Annotated in this window: 14 protein-coding genes; 6 read left to right on the plus strand and 8 right to left on the minus strand. The window is 63.4% G+C overall.

The window, feature by feature from the left end; translation table 11 throughout:
- Nucleotides 1-12: 12 nt before the first annotated feature.
- The 5 genes from RFN28_RS16165 to RFN28_RS16185 form a co-directional block, all read right to left on the minus strand.
- Entirely contained in the window at nt 13-1,683 is a 1,671-nt protein-coding gene (locus RFN28_RS16165; RefSeq protein ID WP_320288314.1) for an ABC transporter ATP-binding protein, read from the minus strand.
- A gap of 12 nt (nt 1,684-1,695) precedes the next feature.
- The gene (locus RFN28_RS16170; protein ID WP_320288315.1) at nt 1,696-2,832 is read right to left on the minus strand and encodes an ABC transporter permease; all 1,137 of its coding nucleotides are present in this window, start codon (nt 2,830-2,832) and stop codon (nt 1,696-1,698) included.
- Complete coding sequence (locus tag RFN28_RS16175) at nt 2,833-3,840, minus strand: ABC transporter permease (RefSeq protein WP_320288316.1); 1,008 nt, start codon at nt 3,838-3,840, stop codon at nt 2,833-2,835.
- Between the two features lie 127 nt (nt 3,841-3,967).
- Nucleotides 3,968-6,046, minus strand: a complete 2,079-nt coding sequence (locus tag RFN28_RS16180) for an ABC transporter substrate-binding protein (RefSeq protein ID WP_320288317.1) — start codon at nt 6,044-6,046, stop codon at nt 3,968-3,970.
- A 103-nt stretch (nt 6,047-6,149) separates the two neighbouring features.
- Complete coding sequence (locus tag RFN28_RS16185) at nt 6,150-7,616, minus strand: alpha-glucosidase/alpha-galactosidase (protein ID WP_320288318.1); 1,467 nt, start codon at nt 7,614-7,616, stop codon at nt 6,150-6,152.
- A 250-nt stretch (nt 7,617-7,866) separates the two neighbouring features.
- On the opposite strand from RFN28_RS16185, the gene RFN28_RS16190 reads away from it, so the two are divergent.
- Nucleotides 7,867-8,709 (plus strand): AraC family transcriptional regulator, encoded by an 843-nt coding sequence (locus RFN28_RS16190; protein WP_320288319.1) that lies wholly within the window; start codon nt 7,867-7,869, stop codon nt 8,707-8,709.
- 19 nt (nt 8,710-8,728) lie between these two features.
- On the opposite strand, the gene RFN28_RS16195 is transcribed toward RFN28_RS16190, so the two are convergent.
- From RFN28_RS16195 to RFN28_RS16205, 3 genes are all read right to left on the minus strand, one after another.
- Entirely contained in the window at nt 8,729-9,838 is a 1,110-nt protein-coding gene (locus RFN28_RS16195) for a glycoside hydrolase family 25 protein (RefSeq protein WP_320288355.1), read from the minus strand.
- Between the two features lie 147 nt (nt 9,839-9,985).
- Nucleotides 9,986-10,141, minus strand: coding sequence for a type II toxin -antitoxin system TacA 1-like antitoxin (locus tag RFN28_RS16200; protein WP_320288320.1), 156 nt, complete (start codon nt 10,139-10,141; stop codon nt 9,986-9,988).
- A 49-nt stretch (nt 10,142-10,190) separates the two neighbouring features.
- Nucleotides 10,191-10,427 (minus strand): hypothetical protein, encoded by a 237-nt coding sequence (locus RFN28_RS16205; protein ID WP_320288321.1) that lies wholly within the window; start codon nt 10,425-10,427, stop codon nt 10,191-10,193.
- Nucleotides 10,428-10,624: 197 nt separating this feature from the next.
- Between RFN28_RS16205 and RFN28_RS16210 the strand changes: the two genes are divergently transcribed.
- From RFN28_RS16210 to RFN28_RS16230, 5 genes are all read left to right on the plus strand, one after another.
- Nucleotides 10,625-12,394: an acyl-CoA dehydrogenase family protein gene (locus RFN28_RS16210; RefSeq protein ID WP_320288322.1), complete on the plus strand. Its 1,770-nt coding sequence runs from the start codon at nt 10,625-10,627 to the stop codon at nt 12,392-12,394.
- Nucleotides 12,395-12,423: 29 nt separating this feature from the next.
- A complete protein-coding gene (locus tag RFN28_RS16215; protein ID WP_320288323.1) occupies nt 12,424-13,179 on the plus strand; it encodes a crotonase/enoyl-CoA hydratase family protein in 756 nt (251 codons plus the stop codon).
- A 237-nt stretch (nt 13,180-13,416) separates the two neighbouring features.
- On the plus strand, nt 13,417-14,733 hold the full coding sequence (locus RFN28_RS16220; protein ID WP_320288324.1) for a hypothetical protein: 1,317 nt from the start codon (nt 13,417-13,419) through the stop codon (nt 14,731-14,733).
- Between the two features lie 31 nt (nt 14,734-14,764).
- Complete coding sequence (locus RFN28_RS16225; RefSeq protein WP_320288325.1) at nt 14,765-15,319, plus strand: hypothetical protein; 555 nt, start codon at nt 14,765-14,767, stop codon at nt 15,317-15,319.
- Complete coding sequence (locus tag RFN28_RS16230; RefSeq protein WP_320288326.1) at nt 15,316-15,894, plus strand: hypothetical protein; 579 nt, start codon at nt 15,316-15,318, stop codon at nt 15,892-15,894. Before RFN28_RS16225 ends, RFN28_RS16230 begins: the two co-directional genes overlap by 4 nt.
- Nucleotides 15,895-15,903: the final 9 nt, after the last annotated feature.

Consider the following 15,903-nt stretch of genomic DNA (forward strand, 5'->3'; position numbering starts at 1 on the left):
TCCGGAAAATGGTCACGCCACATCGAAGGCGGCCCTGACGAGCCGTTCGGTGTAGACGGTCTTGGGATTGGAAAGGACTTCGTCGACGGACCCTTGTTCGACGATCTTGCCCTGCTGCATGACGATGACGCGGTGGCAGAGCGCCCGCACCACCTTGAGGTCGTGCGAGATGAAGAGGTAGCTCAGGCCGCGCTCGTCCTGCAGCTTGCGCAGAAGGTCGATGATCTGCGCCTGTACGGACAGGTCCAGCGCCGAAGTCGGCTCGTCGAGCAGGATGAACTCCGGTTCCAGCGCGATGGCGCGGGCGATCGCGATGCGCTGCCGCTGGCCGCCGGAGAATTCGTGCGGAAAGCGCGACAGGATATCGCCCGGCATGCCGGCACTGACCAGCGCCTCGCGCACCCGCTCGATCCGCTCGCGCCGCGTCGCACCAATCCTGTTGACGACCAGCCCTTCCTCAATGATCTGGCCGATCGTCATGCGCGGATTGAGCGAGGAGAACGGGTCCTGGAAGACGATCTGCATGCGCGAGCGCAGCGGCCGCATCTCGGCGCGCGACAGGTCCTGGATGGGCTGGCCGTCGAAACGGATCTCGCCGCGCTTGGCGTCCAACAGCCGGAGCAGGGCCTGGCCGAAGGTAGTCTTGCCGGAACCGGATTCGCCGACCAACCCAAGTGTCTCGTGACGGCAAAGTTTCAGGTCGAGGTCGTCGACCGCGACCAGCTCGCGCCAGTCCGGCTTCAAGAACGTGCCGTGGCGCAGCGTGAAGCAGACGCGCACGCCGTTCGCCTCGAGGATTGTGCCGGACTTATCGGGCAGCGGCTTCGGCCGCCCATGCGGCTCGGATGCGAGTAGCCGCCTTGTGTAGGGATGCTGCGGATCGGCGAACAGCCGTTCGGTGACGTTGTGCTCACGCATCTCGCCATGCTGCATGACATAGACATAGTCGGAGAACTTGCGCACCACGGTGAGGTCGTGGGTGATCAGGATCACCGCCATCCGCAATTCTTTCTGCAGGTTGCGGATCAGGTTCAGGATCTGCGCTTGCACCGTGACGTCGAGCGCGGTTGTCGGCTCGTCGGCGATCAGCACGTCAGGATCGTTGGCCAGCGCCATAGCGATCATGACGCGCTGTCGCTGGCCGCCGGAGAGCTGATGCGGATACTGCTTGAGCCGTGCTTCCGGCTCGGGAATCTGAACATGCCGCAAAAGCTCGAGCGCCCGCGCCCAGGCTTGCCTGCGGCTTACCTTGCGATGCACCCTGATCGCTTCGACGATCTGGCTGCCGACCGTGTAGATCGGGTTGAGCGAGCTCATCGGCTCCTGGAAGATCATCGAGATGCGGTTGCCGCGCAGCTTGCGCCGGGCGCGTTCCGGGAATTTCAGGATGTTTTGCCCGAGATATTCGACACTCGACCTCGGCGACACCGTCGCCCGCCGCGACAGCAGTCCCATGACCGTACGGGCCGTCACCGACTTTCCGGAACCGGATTCGCCGACGATCGCGATCGTCTCGCCGCGATAGAGCTGGAACGAGACGTCCTTCACCGCCTCGACGGTGCCGTGCTCGACCTTGAAGGCGACCTCGATGTTGCGGGCGTCGATGACGGGCTGGTCATGGCGTCCGTTATGGTCAAGCCGGACGGCTGGTGCGAAGGATTCGGCAAGCGCGATCGTCGTCATCTCTCTGCCACCTCAATAGGGATCGACGGCATCGCGCAGGCCGTCGCCCAGCGCGTTGAAGGCAAAGACGGTGACCAGCACGAAGCCGACCGGCGAGAGGATCCACGGATAGGTACCGATGACCGAATAGGTCGCGGTGTCCTGCAGCATCAGGCCCCAGGAGATCAGCGGCGGCTTCACCGCAAAGCCGAGGAAGCCGAGGAAGGATTCCAGAAGCACCACCGTCGGGATCGCCAGCGTCACGGCGACGATCACGTGGCTCATCACATTGGGGAAGATGTGCTGCATGATGATGCGGCGGTCGGTGGCGCCGACCGCCATGGCGGCGCGCACATAGTCGATTCGCGCCAGTGCCAGCGTCTTGCCGCGCACCTCGCGCGACATCTGCGCCCAGCCCAGCGCCGACATCACGATGATGACGAAGGCGAGGAAAACATTGGTCGGCGCCGTGACCGGGATCAGTGTCGTCAGCGCCAGATAAAGCGGCAGCTGCGGGAAGGCGAGCACAAGCTCGACGAAGCGCTGCATCCAGACATCGAACCGGCCGCCGAAATAGCCGGAGACCATGCCGACGGTTGTGCCGATGACGGTGATGATGAAGACGACGGTGAGCGCGATCATCAGCGAGACGCGCGAGCCGTGGATGGCGCGCGACAGCACGTCGCGGCCGAACTTGTCGGTGCCGAGGAAGTGTACCGGCTGGCCGTCCATCGAGCCGAAGAAATGCCGGTTCGCCGGGATGAGGCCGAAGAGCTTGTAGGGCGCGCCCTCGACGAAGAAACCGAGCAGCCGCGGATGGTCGTAGTCGGGGCCGACGATCGGCTGGAAGGTGACCGGGTCGAGATCGGCCGATTCAGCGAGCGCATAGATTCTCGGCCGCGCGACGAAATTGCCGTCCTTGTCGTGGAAAACAGCCACCTGCGGCGGCGCGAAGGCGATATCGGTTGCCTTCGGGTCGAGAGGTGCCAGAAATTCCGCGAACAGGGCCATCGCCAGCAAGAGCACAACCAAGCATAGTCCGGCCATGCCGGTCCAGGAGCGCCTCAGCCGGCGCCAGACGAGCGCGATGTAGCTCTCGTTGCCGTGCGCCGGTTGGCTAACGGCGCCTTCGGCCGGCATCGGCGGGGGGGAGGGATCGCGCGCCAGCATCTAGTGCTCCCCGAACTGGCGCACGCGCGGATCGAGCAGGGCGAGCAGCATGTCGGCGATGATGTTGCCGACGATCAGCGTCGCCGACAGCACCATCATGAAGGTGGCCGTCACATAGACATCGCCCACCGCCATCGAGCCGACGATCGCCGGCCCGACGGTCGGCAGCGCGAAGATGATCGCCGTCTCGATCTCGCCGGTCAGCATGTAGGGCAGCACCACGCCCTGATACATGACCAGCGGATGCAGCGCATTGGGCACGGCGTGGCGCATGACGACCGCGCCGCCGGTCAGGCCCTTGGCCTTGGCCGTCTCGACATATTGGGCATTCAGCGTGTCGAGCAGGTTGCCGCGCATGACGCGCATATTGTAGGCGAGCCCGCCGAAGGTCGCGATCGCTACCACCGGCCAGACATGCTTGATGAGGTCGACGAACTTCGCCCACGACCACGGCGCGCCGCCATATTGCGGCGAGAAGAACGAGCCGATCTCCGACACGTTGAACTGGAAGACGAGCAAATAGACGATGATCAGCGCCATCAGGAAGCGCGGCACCGTCATGCCGAGGAAGGAGATGGCCGAAAGTGTGGAGTCGATCCAGGAATATTGCCGCGTCGCCGCCCATATGCCGAAGGTGATGCCGAGCACCGAGGCGAGCAGATGGCAGACCAGCGCCAACAGTAGCGTGCGCGGCAGGCGCTCGGCCACTACATCTGCCACCGGCTTGTTGTAATAGAGGCTGTAGCCGAAATCGCCGCGCGTGACGATGCCGCCGATCCAGTTGAGATACTGGACAGGCAGCGGCTTATCCAGCCCATGTTCTTTCCGGTAGGCCTGTGCCTGCGCGTCCGCCTCGGCGTAGGAAGCGCCGCCCTGGTTGATGAGCTGCGATTTGATGTAGTCGGCGTAGTCGCCAGGCGGCGCCTGGATGATGGCGAAGGTGACGAGGCTCAAAATGGCGAGCACGGGAAGCGCCGACGCTATGCGCATGAGCAGGAATCGCAACATGGACGGTCCGTTTCCTTTCTCGCCGGTTACGCGTTCGCCGCGTTTGGAGGATCTGCTTTGTCCGGCCGCGCCGCAACGCGGCCGGACAGCTCTTCGTCAGGGAGGTAAAGCTTAATCCATCGGGCCCCTAGTCCATCGGACCCTTGTCCCCAGGCTTGCCGGGAAGTTCCTGGGGAAAGAGTTCATACTTGGCCTGTTTGTCCGCCTTGACGAAGACGCGCTCGCGGACGATCGAATCCTCGGCCCAGTTGAACATGAAGATCGGCGTTCCTTGCGGAATGTTCGAGAAGCGCTTGTTGACGATCAGCGCGCCCGGATATTCCGTCAGGCCGACATTGTAGACGTTTGCCGTCGAGATCTCCTGGAACTTCTTCATCAGGCTGGCGCGCTCGTCATTGTCCTGCGTCGAGACGAACTTGTTGACGATGTCGACAAGGTCCTTCTCGAACGGCATCAGGTCGACCTCGCCGCTTTCCGGCGCGCGGTGGTTCCAGCTGGTCTTCGGACCGACGGGCGCGAGCTGCTCGGTGTTCTGCACCACGGATGTCAGCTCGGTGTCGTTACGCCGGATCAGCCAGTCGAAGCGGCCGGAATATTCGGCGGCGTCGCGCTGCGTGCCGTTGACCCCGTTGATGACGATCCTCAACCCGAGCTTCTCCATCTGGGCGACCACGCCTTCGGCAAGGCTTTTATCGGTCGTGTAGTCGTTGTTGACCAGCATCACGATCTCGACATTCTTGCCGCCCGCGGTGCCGGCCGGGAAGTTCACGAAGCCGTCGCCGTCCGTATCCTTGAGGCCGGCTTTGGCGAGCTCGGCCTTGGCGCCCGTGAGATCGAAGGGATAGTAGACGGTCGACTTGCGGTCATAGAAGCTGGTGCCCGAGGAGAAGCCGCCGGGATAGATGGCGGTGAACGGTCCCTTGACCAGCGAGTCGCCCAGCGCCTTGCGGTCGAGCGCCATGGTGACGGCCTTGCGGAAGTCCTCGTTGCGGTTCAGCTCGCGCAGCGCCTGGCCGCGTTCGTCCGGGTTGCCCCAGCCATTGGCGGAGAAGTTGAAGCGCAGATTGTAGCCGATGAGCCGCGGGCCGAAGGCAAGCCGAGCCGGTGCGTTCTTCTCAGCCGCGCGCTTCAGCGAGGCGACGAAATTCTCCGGCTGCTCGAGGTTGGAGAAGTCGCCCGAGCCGGCCACTGCCTGCACGTCGCGATCGGCCCAGGTTGAGAGCTTGTACTGCAGCTCATTGAGATAGGGCAGCTGGTTGCCCTTCTCGTCGACCTTCCAATAATAGGGGTTGCGGCGCATGACGATGATGTCGTCCGGCCGGTATTCGACCGGCACCCAGGCGCCCATCACCGGCATGTTCATGAACTCCGGCGGGAAGGCGTTCTTGAACTGGTCGTAGGTGTTCTTCGAATATTTCGGATGCTTCGGCTTCAAGATATGCGAGGGCCCGGGGCAGAAGGTGCCGTAGGCCATCGCATAGAGATATTGCTTCGGGAACGCCTCCTTGAACGTCCACTCGACGGTGTAGTCGTCGATCTTCTTCAGCGTCGTGCCGACGCCGAAGGTTTCCTGCGTCGCGCCGTTGAGCGGTGAGACATTGGGATCGAGGACCTCGTCCTCCCAGTAGAACATCAGGTCGTCGGCATTGAATGGCGCGCCGTCCGACCATTTGGCGCCTTCGATGAGATGCATGGTGAGCTTGTGGCCGTCCTTCGACCACTCCCAGCTCTTGGCGAGGTTCGGCAGCGGCTCGGTGTCCTTTGCATCGACCTGGAACAGCGGCGCGGTGCGCGTCAGGCATTCGGAAAGCGCGATGTCGATGCCGCCCCAGCCTTGCGTCTGGCCGGCGCCGTAGTTCCAGCCTTCCGGCCTGCCGCCGATGACATGGCGCATCGTGTCGCCATAGACGCCGATGCCGTCCGGCATGTTGGCGGTCTTGAAGACCAGCGGCTCCTTGGGCAGCCTGTCCTTGACCGGCGGCAGCTTGCCGGTCTTGACGTATTTCTCCGTCACCCAGTCCGGCTCGTGATATTCGGGCAGCGCCTTGAACTCCAGGATGGAGTCGCGCGCCACATAGTGGATCTTGCCTTCGGCCGGGAACGTCGCCGGCCCCGGCGGGATCGTCGGTTCGGACGCGAAAGCGGTGAGTGCCGGAATTGAAACGCTCAATGCCAGTCCGGCGGCAATGCTGTGTAATTTCCTCATTGTCTCCTCCCAGATGTTTGGACGTCTGCTGCTGCCCGCCCTTATTTTGGACAACTGATTTTGGCTGACCTGCCTCCTGCAGGTCAGCCGCCAAGCCCGAGCTTCAGCCGGCCTGTTTCAGTGCGGCCTTTTCGGCGCGCAGTTCCTCGATCGAGCGCACGCTTCGCCGCGCCGCGCCCGCCCATTCGCGGGTCTTGACCTTCGACTTCGCAAGCCGCTCTTTTGCCGCCGGGACGGCATCAGCATATTGTGGCAGCCAGGCGGCTTCAGCGACCACCATCTCGTCCACCATCTGCCAGACTTCCTCCGGCGTCGAAACCGCGCCGACCAGCGGGTCGTGCAGCACGGCGAGCTTCAAGAGGTCGATGTCGCCGGCGATGGCGGCATGCACCGACATGCGCTGGACGTTGATCGAGGACATGCAGGTGGCCGCACATGCCTCAGGCAATGTGATGCCGGCGGCCATGTTGATGCCGAAGCGGTCGACGAAGCCGGGCGATTCGATGATGGCGTCCTGCGGCAGGTTGGTGATCACGCCGTTGTTCTTGACGTTGAAATGGCCGCGATAGACCCGGTTCGTCTCGAGCGCCTCCAGGATATGGCTGGCATGCTCGTTGGAACGCTTGGCGGGGTCGATCGGCCTCGATGCCGCTTCGAGGAACTGCGGATACTCCGTCTCGAACCAGTTGCGGGTCTCGGTCGAGTAGCGCAGATACCCGCCCGTCTCGCCATGGATCCAGTCGGACATGTCGATCCAGCGCGTGATCTCGTCGGGGCGTTTGCGGTACCAGGGCAGATATTCGGAGAGGTGCCCGTTGCTTTCGGTCGAATAGACGCCGAAGCGTTTCAGCACGTCGATCCTGAGCTTTTCCTGCTTCGAATAGACCGGATGCGCCTCGAAGGCGGCAATCAGCTCGTCCTTGCCGATCGGCCGGCCGTTCAGCCGCAATTCGATGAACCAGGTCTGGTGGTTGATGCCGGAACAGACATAGTCGAGTTCCCTGGCCGATTTCGCGCCGAGCACCTCGGCGATCTGCGCGGCGCCATGCTGGACGCCATGGCAGAGCCCGACCGTGTCGACCTTGCCATATTCGATCGCGGCCCAGGTGTTCATCGCCATCGGGTTGGCATAGTTCAGGAACTTGGCGTCGGTCTCGGCGACCTCGCGGATGTCCTTGCAGAAATCGAGGATCACCGGGATGTTGCGCTGGCCGTAGAGGATGCCGCCGGCGCAGATCGTATCGCCGACGCACTGGTCGATGCCATATTTCAGCGGAATGCGGATGTCGTCGGCATAGGCTTCGAGGCCGCCGACGCGCACGCAGCTGATGACATAGCGCGCGCCCTCCAGAGCCTTGCGGCGGTCGGTCGTCGCCGTCACTTTGGTGGGCAGATTGTTGGCTTCCACGATCCTGTCGAGGATCGCCTTGATCATCCCGAGATTGTGCTCGCTGATATCGGTCAGCGCGAATTCGATGTCCTTGAATTCGGGGACGCAGAGAATGTCGGTGAACAGCTTCTTGGTAAATCCGACGCTGCCGGCGCCGATAATAGCGATTTTGAAGCTCATCACCTTCACCTCGATCCAATCGAATGTTAGGCAAGGAGCAGCAAGGGAGGGTTATGGCCGCACGCCAGCATGCGCGCTTGCCATCCGAGCCGGAAATCCAGCTCTTTCTCCTCCCGCCCGCTCCTCGACCGCGGGTCTTTCCCGTTCTTGAGGAGCCGGATTATGCGCTTATTCGCCGGCGCGGCCAGAGAAGGATTATGCTTTCGAGGGTAATTTTGTGCTGCAGGACCTGATCGCGAACGGAAAGCTGATGCGGACGATCTCTCTGCCGCGCGGGCGCCAGCGCCTGCATGCCATGCCGACCAGCACCGGCTACGAAGTGCGCGAGGACGAGACCTACGACTGGGACGGGCGAAAGCGCGGCCAGACGCCGTTCACCGTTCTCCAGCACACGATCAGCGGCACCGGCCAGTTGCGCTACGAGAGCCGCAACTATCGTCTGCAGGCGAACGACACGCTGCTGGTGCTGGTGCCGCACAACCATCGCTACTGGCTCGCCAAGGGCGACCGCTGGGAATATTTCTGGATCTCGATGAACGGCGAGGAGGCGCTACGCATCCACAAGTCGATCCTCAGCGTCTCGGGCCCTGTGTTCCGTCTGCAGCCGGCGACCATCGACCACCTTGCCGATTGCAGCCTGCGCCTCATCAAGGGCGCCGCCTCGCCGGGCGCGGCCTCCGCCATCGCCTATGAGGCGGCGATGGCGCTTTACGACGATGTCTTCGGCTCGCACGCCTTCGCCGAAAAGCAAAGCGCCATGCAGCCGATCATCGATCACATCAACGCCAATCTCGACAAGCCCTTACCCGTCGCCGAACTGGTTCAAATCAGTGGCCTCAGCCGCGCCCATTTCTCGCGTTGCTTCGCCGAGAGCGAAGGGTTGCCGCCGGCCGAGTTCGTCCTGCAGCAACGGCTGCAGCGCGCCGCCAAGCTGCTGACCAAGGCCGATTTCCTGCCGGTCAAGGAAGTCGCCGTCCTCTGCGGCTTCGACGACCCGAACTACTTTTCCAAGGTATTTCGCCGCTGCTATGGCATCACGCCGACACAGTTTCGCACCACCGGCATGTATGCCAGCCTGGGCAACCATCGCTGACGGCATTTATTTGGAATGATCAGCGGCGGTTCCGGTCGAGCGTCGTCGATGCGGTGCTGACAGGATCGGCAGCCGCGAAGGCGGCGTCGAGCTGTTCGGGCGTGCGCTGTCCAGCCCGTTTCCAGGCGACATACTGGACGATGCCGAAGCTCGAGCGCTGCGGCACCGTTTTCACAACCGGCATGCGGAAACCGTCGCGGAATTTCTCCCAGCGCGACCCAAGCACCGCAACCATTTCTTCGAAGGTCGGCGGCGTCGCCACGTTGGCATAGGTGATGGTGACCTTGCCGGCGAGGCCCGCTTCGCGCGAGATCGGCACCGGGATCGAGGCGAGGTAATCGGACGGCACGTCGATCAGCCCGCCGAAGGCCCATTGCTGGCGTAGCTCATCGGCGTTCATCGGCGCGACGCTGACATCGATGTCGTTGGGCGTGCCCGGCACACGATAGGGGCATCTGAAGCGACCGCAATTCGCCTGCGCCGAGAACTGCCAAAGCGCGTAACCCTGCCAATTGCCCATCGGGAAATGCACGTCGATGACCGGCTTGTAGCGCGCATACCAGAGCGGCAGTCGCGACAGCAGCCGGTAGGTGTAGCGGTTGTCGGCGATGTACTGGGCGGTTTTGCCGTTGGTGTAGAGCACCGGGAAGCGGCCGAGCCGCCTGTGCACCTGGCGCACGAATTCTTCCGCGTCCTCCAGCGACATCCATTGCGTCGGGTCGTTGCCTTCGAGGTCGAGGGCAATGAGGTCGTCCGGCGCGGGCTCGGCGAAATCGACGAAATTGTTGGCCTGCTCGACCGGATTGCCTGGGCGGGCAAGGTGATAGGCGCCCCATTTCAGACCAAGCGCCTTGGCCACCACCTTGCGCGTCTGGAACAGTTCGCGCGTCACCGCATAGCGCTTCCACAGTGCCTTGCAGAGCTTCACGTCGGTCTCGCTGCCGAAGCAGAAATAGGGCGGCGGCAGACCGTCGGACGCCTTGTTGATGAAGCCGACGATACGCTTGTCGGTGGCAAGCTTAGCCCAGTCGATGGAGTTGTATTCGTAGGCGTCGATCACCAGCGCGCGGTCGGCATTCTTCCACGGCTCGGAGAAATCCGAGGCCTTTGCCGCCGTGCCCAGCACCATCGCTGCCGCGAGAAGCGCCAGGCGGCGAAGAGCGCGCGCCGGCTGTTTCAATCAGGGTGTCCCCACTGACCAGGGGACGATCCTGAACCGCTATGGTTAAGGAAGTGCTTCAGGACGGAAGAGCTTTAGAGCCGAGGCCCTTAGTGGCTACCGTGATTCAATGACCAGGCTTTTGTAGGCGTCGAAGGCTTTGCGCAGCCCTTCATTTGGCTCCGGCGGGTTCACGATTGCCTCGACCAAAGCAAGTTGATCTGCGGCCGACAGCTGGTTGCTGGCGGTCTCAATGATGATCTGCTGCGCCACTTCGAGGCGGGCGCGTCGGGGAGTCCGTTGGCTTGGCATTGTAGCGACCTCAGCGCCGAAACGGCGACTGCACCGCGAACGGATCGGGCGCCGGCTCCTGCGAGAGCGTGCCTTCCGCCGCGCGCTTCTTGTGATGTGCCAGCGAGCATTGCGGCGAGCACAAGATGCCGCGATCCGACCAGTAGGCAGGCCCATGCTCGATCTTGCCCTCATGATACCAGAAGCCCGTGGCCCGGTAGGGGAGGCCGCATTCGATACAGCGATAGGCGTCGGGTCTGGCAAGCATGGATTCGATCCGGTCTCAAGCCGGACCTCAACGGTCGGCTGTTCCGAATTTAGTGTGCTTGGAAAACTTTGCAAAAATCCACGTGACAAAGTTTGACGTTTACGTAAAAAGAAGGTGCAGATCGACCCATAGGCGGATGGTCTCGCCGCGGCTGAGGTCCTACGATCGAGCGCAGGAACGGAGGAGGAGCAGGAAACATGTATCGCGCACCGGTCGAGGACATCGCTTTCACGCTGAAGCATGTGGCCGGGCTGAAGCCGGCGCTTGATGCCGGCACTTTCGGCGATCTCGGAGAAGACCTTGTCGACGCGATTCTGGCCGAGGCCGGCCGCTTCGCCAGCGAGGAGGTGGCACCGCTTTACAAGGTCGGCGACGAGCATGGCGCGGTGCTGAAGGATGCTTCCGTCACAACGCCGCCCGGCTGGAAGGAACTCTACCGCCGCTGGATCGACGGCGGCTGGAACGCGCTGTCCGGTCCTGAGGAATTCGGCGGCCAGGGCCTGCCCACCATGCTTGCCGTCGCGGCGCTCGAAATGTGGAACTCGGCCGCCATGGCCTTCGGCATCGGCCCGACGCTCACCATGGGCGCGGTCGAGGCGCTCGACAAGCACGCTTCCGAGGCGCTGAAAGCGAAATATCTGGCGAAGCTCGTCTCCGGCGAATGGATGGGCACGATGAACCTGACTGAGCCGCAGGCCGGTTCCGACCTCAACGCGCTGCGCAGTCGCGCCGAGCCCGCCGACGACGGCACCTATCGCATCTTTGGCCAGAAGATTTTCATCACTTATGGCGAGCACGATTTCACCGATAACATCGTGCATCTGGTGCTGGCGCGGCTGCCGGACGCCCCGGCTGGCACGCGCGGCATCTCGCTGTTCCTGGTGCCGAAATTCCTGGTCAATGACGATGGCACGCTCGGCGCCCGCAACGATGTCTTCTGCTCGGGCCTCGAGCACAAGCTCGGCATCCATGCCTCGCCGACCTGCACCATGATCTATGGCGACGGTTTTCAAGGCGCGACACCAGGCGCCATCGGCTGGCTGATAGGCGAGGAGAACAAGGGGCTGGCCTGCATGTTCACGATGATGAACAACGCCCGCCTTGCCGTCGGCATGCAGGGCGTGGCGGTGGCCGAGACCGCCACCCAGAAAGCGATCGCCTACGCCAATGAGCGCCGCCAGGGCAAGGCGTCGGACTATTCGGGGCCCGGCATGGCGCCGATCGTCCATCACCCCGACGTGCAGCGCAATTTGCTCACCATGCGGGCGTTGACCCAGATCGCGCGCTCAATCAGCTATTCCTGCGCGCACGCCATCGACCGCGCGCGCGTCGCCGAGGGCGAGGCCGCCGCCAACTGGCGCGACCGCGCCAATCTGCTGACGCCGCTGGCAAAAGCCTTTTCGACCGATGTCGGCGTCGAGGTCGCTTCGCTTGGGCTGCAGGTGCATGGCGGCATGGGCTTCATCGAGGAGACGGGCGCTGCGGCGCTTTATCGCGATGCCCGCATCGCGCCGATCTATGAAGGCACCAACGGCATCCAGGCGATCGACCTTGTATCGCGAAAACTGCCTCTGGGCGGCGGCGAACATGTGCATAGGTACATCGGCGAATTGAAGGCGGTTGCCGATGCGGTGCGGATCTCCAATGTCGAAGGTTTCGGCCGCACCGCCGATGGCCTCGACCGGGCGCTGGACGACCTTGCCGAAGCGACGCGCTTCCTGCAGACGCTGATGGCCCACGGCCGGTCCGATGCCGCCATGGCCGGCGCCACGCCCTATCTGCGCCTGATCTCGCTTGCCGCCGGCGGCGCCTATCTGGCGCAGGGCGGGCTTGCCGACCACGGCCGCATCGCGCTTTGCCGCTTCTTTGCCGAAAACCTGCTCGGCGAGACGCGCGCCCTGAAGGAGCGCGTCATCGACGGCGCCGACAGCCTCGCCGCCGCCGGCAAGGCGCTGATAACGGCCTGAACAACCCCTGACATTCGAAGGAACCGACCGTGACCGACCATATCCTCGTCGAGCGACAGGGCACCGTGCAGATCATCCGCATGAACCGGCCGGACAAGAAAAACGCGCTGACGCGCGCCATGTACGCCAAGATGTCGGCGGCCCTTGCCGAGGGTGATGCCGATCCGGCGGTTCGCGTCCATGTCTTTCTCGGCGTGCCCGGCGCCTTTTGCGCCGGCAACGATCTTGCCGATTTCCTCGTCGTCGCCACCGGCGGCGAGGGCGGCACCGAGGTCTGGGATTTCCTGATGGCGCTGGCCAAGGTGGAGAAGCCGATGCTGTCGGGCGTCGACGGCATCGCGGTCGGCATCGGCACCACGCTCAATCTGCATTGCGACCTGACCTTCGCCACGCCGCGCACGCTCTTCCGCACGCCCTTCGTCGACCTCGGCCTCGTGCCGGAGGCCGGCTCCAGCCTGCTGGCGCCTCAGATCCTCGGCCGGCAGGGCGCCTTCGCGCTGCTTGGCCTCGGTGAAGGCTTTTCCGCCGAGCGCGCCAAGGCCGCCGGCCTGATCTATGAGGTGGTCGCGGAAGACGCGCTGGAGCGATCGGTACTGGCCGCGGCTGCCCAGATCGCCGCCAAGCCGCCGCAGGCGCTGAAGATTGCACGCGATCTGATGCGCGGTTCCGGCGAGGAGCTCGTCGCCCGCATCAAGGTGGAGAGCGAGCATTTCCGCGAGCGGCTGAAATCCAACGAAGCGCGCGCCGCGCTCACAGCGTTCATGACACGGAAGAAGGTCAGCTGACGTCAAACATTCGGCTTGGCGCGATGGTGCTCGGTCGGCACGGGGAGGTTGTGCCGTCGCCGAGAAAATTCGCGCGCAGGGCGATTTTTGGCTGTACATGCGAGTCTTCGCGGCCTATCTGGGAATCGGCGGGCGGGGGCCTATTAGGGGGAGACGACATGGCCCGCGAACTTGCCGTCAGCGCGCAATCTTTCAGAGCAATCTGCAGCATTCCGTTAACGGATTGAACGCCTCGACATGCTCGCCGATGCCGCAACGCCGCTGGCGCTGACATTCAGGCTCTGGTGGCGCTTCTGGCCGCAACTGGTCGCCACAGTGCTCATCGGCATAGTGTTCAGCGATTTGTTCATGCAGATCGCCGCGCGCACCGCACTTGTCAATCACATGGCGGGGTTGGCCTTGCTGACACTGGTCGCGCTGACGCAGCTTACCGTCACGGTCGCCATGTTCCAGACGCTGCTGCCGGCTTTGCCGGCAACGCGCGCCGCCCAACAGGCAGCGCGTGGCGAAAGCGAAGCGGAGCCTGGCAGTGGCAGCGCGCGACTGGCGCGCATGGTCACCGTCGCGCTGCTGCCCTTCTTCGCCTACTACGCCGCCTGGGGCTTTCTCGGTGACACGGTTCGGCAATATTCCCGCGTCACGCTCGACATGGCGCCCTTCGGCGAAGGGGCCGGCAACGTCCTCGATGTGCTCGATTCGCGCTGGCTGATTTTTTCGGTCGCGATCTCGTGGCTGATCCGGCGCTTCGCCACCACGCGCGGCGGATCTCGCTCCTTCTGGCAGATCGTCGTGGTCATCTGCGAGACCAATTGGATCTTCATCGGTCTTTACGTGATCTCGCGCTGGAAGGACGAGATCGTCGGCTGGATCATGAGCCGTAACATCTTGTCCGTCCTGCAGGCCGCGGTAGACGGTGTTGCCAATCCAATTGCTACGGCCTTCGCCGATCCAATGGTTCCCGTCGAGGTCACCTCGATCGATGCGACGACCAGGCTGGCCAATTTGTTCTTCTACATGCTTTTGCCGGTTATCTGGCTGGTGCTTGCCGCGCTGATCTATGGCTACGACGTACGCGACGACAAGGAACTGATGCGCGTGCACCGGCGCGTCGAACGTCTCGGCGAGCGCTATCGCGCCATTCCGAAATTCCTGCGCGACTTCGTCGGGCACTTCGTCTCTGGCTATCGCTCGCGCTACCTGCCGATCGCCAATGGCGTGCGCATCACGCTGAACTCCGGTGTCGTCCTCATCGTCACGCTGATCGTCGGCTACCGCGTGATCGACTGGCTGGCCGCCTGGGCCTGGTTCGGCATGACGCGGCTCATCGGCCCGCACGAACTCGACACCTGGCAGGTGCTTTCTCAGGGCGTTTCGCTGCTGTTCGGCAGCCCGTTCCAGGACTCTTCGACTGGCATTCTCGTCGAGCCGCTGCGGATTTGCTTCTTGGTCGCGATCCTCGAAACGGCATTCGCGCTGCCCAAGCGTCAGACCAGCGAGGGTGCTCAACCGTCCGGCCCGCCGGGTGGCGTAGAAGTCGAGGCGCAGAATGCTTGAGAACGCTGGTTCCCGCCTGAAAGCCTGGCTGATGGCCGGCATCGGCACCGCCGCCGCTATTGCCGTTGCGGGTGTTATGGGTGCCTTCGGTGCAAGGCATGAGCCGGTGCCTGTTTTGGCGCCCGCCAGTCGGATCGAGACAGGCCAGTGGCTGCTGCGACCGTTGAAGGCCTATGTGACCGCGGAGAAGAACGTCTATGGCGCACCGCTCAAGTCCGGCGGGAAAGCGCTGGTCCTCGAGCTTGAAATGACCAATCGCACGGCAAAATCCACGAAGGATTACTTCGAGGTCCTGCAGCCGAACCCGGCGATAATCGATCCCGCGACGAAACCTTTTATCGTACTGACGCGCGATTCCACGCTGTCGCCCGAACTGCACCCCGGCATGCCGGAGCGCATGGCCTATATCTGGCAGCTCTCGGACGGAGCAGCACCGCCGGCAAGCCTCGATTTGACGATCATCCACAAGACTTACAAGCAGCGTGACAATCTTTATGGCCTGCCCGGCTGGTTCAATCCGACGCCGATCGGCGTGCTAATGCTGCCGGTTGGAAGCGGCCCTGACACCGCGGACATCCAGCCATGACGCGCAAGTTGGCCAATATCATCCTACTGTTTGTCGCGGTGTCGCTTTGCTACGGCCTGCAGGTGTCGAAGCCGCGTTACGGCGACCTGATCGGGCCGATCCCCTCGCGGGGCAGGCTCGGCGACACGGTCGTCGGGCGAAGCTTCGAAGTTCGCGTCGAAAAGGTGAAATTCGCTCACAACCTGAAAGTGGACAGGTTCGGCGAGGCGAAGATCCTGACCACCGGAGGCGTCTGGGCCGTGGTCACTGTGGAGTTTGCGGCGCGCGCGCAATCGATGACCGTGGCGGTCGCGTCCTGGCGCGGGCCGACGGGCCTCACCTATGACCAGACAGAGCGGCTGTCCTTCACCGACGGCCTGCTCCCCGTGGCCGTCGATCCCGGGCTGCCAAAGAAGGCGAGGCTGATCTTCGAGATGCGGCCGGCCGAGGCCAGCAATGCAAATCTGCTGATTTCGGAAAAGCTGATGTCCGCGCTCGACTCCCAGGCCGAGATATCGCTCGGGCCGGTCGCCACCGGATCCGATGGTTTGCCGGCCGGCACGGTAGAGATGCTGGATATGACGCAGCCGATCTGAGAGGTATCG

It is taken from the genome of Mesorhizobium album (assembly GCF_033977205.1).
GTDB classification, from domain to species: domain Bacteria; phylum Pseudomonadota; class Alphaproteobacteria; order Rhizobiales; family Rhizobiaceae; genus Mesorhizobium; species Mesorhizobium album.

Coding starts and splice junctions, on each gene's coding strand:
- RFN28_RS16165 (WP_320288314.1), bottom strand. CDS start 1,683: ATGACGACGATCGCGCTTGCCGAATCCTTCGCACCAGCCGTCCGGCTT.
- RFN28_RS16170 (WP_320288315.1), bottom strand. CDS start 2,832: ATGCTGGCGCGCGATCCCTCCCCCCCGCCGATGCCGGCCGAAGGCGCC.
- RFN28_RS16175 (WP_320288316.1), bottom strand. CDS start 3,840: ATGTTGCGATTCCTGCTCATGCGCATAGCGTCGGCGCTTCCCGTGCTC.
- RFN28_RS16180 (WP_320288317.1), bottom strand. CDS start 6,046: ATGAGGAAATTACACAGCATTGCCGCCGGACTGGCATTGAGCGTTTCA.
- RFN28_RS16185 (WP_320288318.1), bottom strand. CDS start 7,616: ATGAGCTTCAAAATCGCTATTATCGGCGCCGGCAGCGTCGGATTTACC.
- RFN28_RS16190 (WP_320288319.1), top strand. CDS start 7,867: ATGCGGACGATCTCTCTGCCGCGCGGGCGCCAGCGCCTGCATGCCATG.
- RFN28_RS16195 (WP_320288355.1), bottom strand. CDS start 9,838: ATGGTGCTGGGCACGGCGGCAAAGGCCTCGGATTTCTCCGAGCCGTGG.
- RFN28_RS16205 (WP_320288321.1), bottom strand. CDS start 10,427: ATGCTTGCCAGACCCGACGCCTATCGCTGTATCGAATGCGGCCTCCCC.
- RFN28_RS16210 (WP_320288322.1), top strand. CDS start 10,625: ATGTATCGCGCACCGGTCGAGGACATCGCTTTCACGCTGAAGCATGTG.
- RFN28_RS16220 (WP_320288324.1), top strand. CDS start 13,417: ATGCTCGCCGATGCCGCAACGCCGCTGGCGCTGACATTCAGGCTCTGG.
- RFN28_RS16225 (WP_320288325.1), top strand. CDS start 14,765: ATGGCCGGCATCGGCACCGCCGCCGCTATTGCCGTTGCGGGTGTTATG.
- RFN28_RS16230 (WP_320288326.1), top strand. CDS start 15,316: ATGACGCGCAAGTTGGCCAATATCATCCTACTGTTTGTCGCGGTGTCG.